Here is a 2184-nt window from a genome sequence, read left to right as displayed (position 1 = left end):
GGACAGATGCTCTTTGTCGATCCCAAAGGCGGCTATTGGGTGAAGTTTGTCGTCACCCGCGTTCCGGCCTCGCCGGAAAAGCCGCATGGCCTCGATTATTCGCTCACGCTTCACGGGCCTTCGGGCGAACGGCTGGTCGGCTTCGACAATGCCCATCCGGTCGGCCAGGGCAGGAGGGGCGAGCCGATGGACCATCGGCATCGCCTCCAGACCGTGAAGCCTTACGCCTACGAGGATGCGGCCACGCTGCTGGCCGACTTCTGGCAGGCGGTGGACGCGGTTTTGAAGGAGCGAGGTGCCCTATGACCACATTGAAAGTCGGGATTGCCGACTATGACGAGATGAAGGCCCGCACCATGCGGATTGCCAAGGGCGAGGAAAAGCCCGCGCCCGGCGACCCGAAGGTGTGGTTCACCTCGACCGAATCCTTCGCCAAGGTGCTGTCGGCCGGGAACCGCGAGTTGCTTCGCGTCATCGCCGAGAAAGCCCCGGCATCGCTGGAAGAACTGGCGGAAATCACCGGCCGGGCCGGTTCCAATCTGTCACGCACCCTCAAAACGATGGAGAGCTACGGCCTTGTGCGGCTTGAGCCGGGCCACGGCCGCAAGCTCGCGCCCAAGGTGGTCCATGACCGCGTGGAGCTGGCGCTGCCCCTGATCGACCGCTCCAAGGCGAAGAAGGCTATGGGAGACCGGCCATGAACATGCACAGCCCAACCGTTACCGCCCGCGCCGCGCTTTACCTGCGCGTCTCAACTGCCCGGCAGGCCGAGCATGACATTTCCATTCCCGACCAGAAGCGGCAGGGTGAAGCCTATTGCGAGCAACGCGGCTACCAGCTCGTTGAGACTTATGTTGAACCGGGTGCAACCGCCACCAATGACAAGCGCCCCGAGTTCCAGCGCATGATCGAGGCTGGCACGTCCAAGCCCGCGCCTTTCGATATTGTCGTGGTCCATTCGTTCAGCCGGTTCTTCCGCGATCACTTCGAGATGGAGTTCTACGTTCGCAAGCTGGCGAAGAACGGCGTCAAGCTGGTGTCCATCACGCAGGAGATGGGCGACGACCCCATGCACCAGATGATGCGGCAGATCATGGCGCTGTTCGACGAATACCAGTCCAAGGAGAACGCCAAGCACGTCCTACGCGCCATGAACGAGAACGCCCGCCAAGGCTTCTGGAACGGCGCACGACCTCCTATCGGCTATCGCATCGTCGCGGCCGAGCAGCGGGGATCGAAGATCAAGAAGAAGCTGGAGATCGACCCGCTGCACGCCGACACCGTGCGGCTGATCTATCGGCTCTATCTCGAAGGTGACGGCAAGTCCGGCGCAATGGGCGTCAAGGCTATTGCCACTTATCTCAACGAGCACGGCTTCTTCACCCGTGATGGTGGCAAATGGGGTCTAGCGCAAATCCACGCCATCCTTACCCGCACCACCTATATCGGCGAACACAGGTTCAACACGCGCTCGCATAAAAACCGGGAGAAAAAGCCAGAGAGCGAGGTCGCCATCATGGCGGTGCCGCCCCTGATCGAGCGCGAGATTTACGATGCGGTGCAAGCCCGCCTCAAATCCCGCAATCCTATGGTGACACCTGCGCGTGTCTCCAGCGGCCCCACGCTGCTGACAGGCATTTGCTTCTGCGCCAAGTGCGGAGGTGCGATGACGTTGCGCACCGGCCAAGGCAGCACGGGAGCGACATACCGCTATTACACCTGCTCGACCAAGGCGCGGCAAGGCAAGACCGGCTGCAAGGGCCGCACGATCCCGATGGACAAGCTGGATCATCTTGTCGCCGATCATATCGGGGATCGGCTGCTCCAGCCCAAGCGACTGGAAACTGTCCTCGCCAGCGTCATTGACCGGCGGCAGGAGCGCGCCGAGCGCCGCCGCGAGCATCTTGCCGAACTTCACAGGCGAATCACGGAAGCCAACCAGCGGCTCGGTCGTCTCTTTGACGCCATCGAAGCGGGCATGGTGGACAAGGACGACGCCATGGCGAAAGAGCGCATGGCGAGCCTAAAGGCATTGCGGGATCAGGCTGCCGCCGACGCCGAGCGCACTCAGCTCGCGCTCGACAGTTCAGGCAATCAGGGCGTCAGCCCCGATATGCTCAAGGGCTTCGCCCGCAAAGCCCGCGAACGGATACGACTCGATGATGGCGGCTACCGACGCGACCA

At 62.4% G+C, this 2184-nt stretch carries 3 protein-coding genes; all 3 read left to right on the top strand.

From position 1 onward, the window contains the following. The coding region (locus ABID44_RS18620; protein WP_354153170.1) for a toxin-antitoxin system TumE family protein at positions 1–306 on the top strand (306 nt) is incomplete at its 5' end. Beyond that, positions 303–701, top strand: coding sequence for an HVO_A0114 family putative DNA-binding protein (locus ABID44_RS18615; protein ID WP_354153169.1), 399 nt, complete (start codon positions 303–305; stop codon positions 699–701). The genes ABID44_RS18620 and ABID44_RS18615, both read left to right, overlap by 4 nt. Continuing rightward, the coding region (locus ABID44_RS18610; protein WP_354153168.1) for a recombinase family protein at positions 698–2184 on the top strand (1487 nt) is incomplete at its 3' end. The genes ABID44_RS18615 and ABID44_RS18610, both read left to right, overlap by 4 nt.

It is taken from the genome of Aquamicrobium ahrensii (assembly GCF_040545755.1).
In the GTDB taxonomy this organism is placed as follows: domain Bacteria; phylum Pseudomonadota; class Alphaproteobacteria; order Rhizobiales; family Rhizobiaceae; genus Mesorhizobium; species Mesorhizobium ahrensii.
The sequence above is the reverse complement of the archived record's forward strand: the minus strand, read 5'-3'. Positions and strand labels throughout refer to the sequence as shown.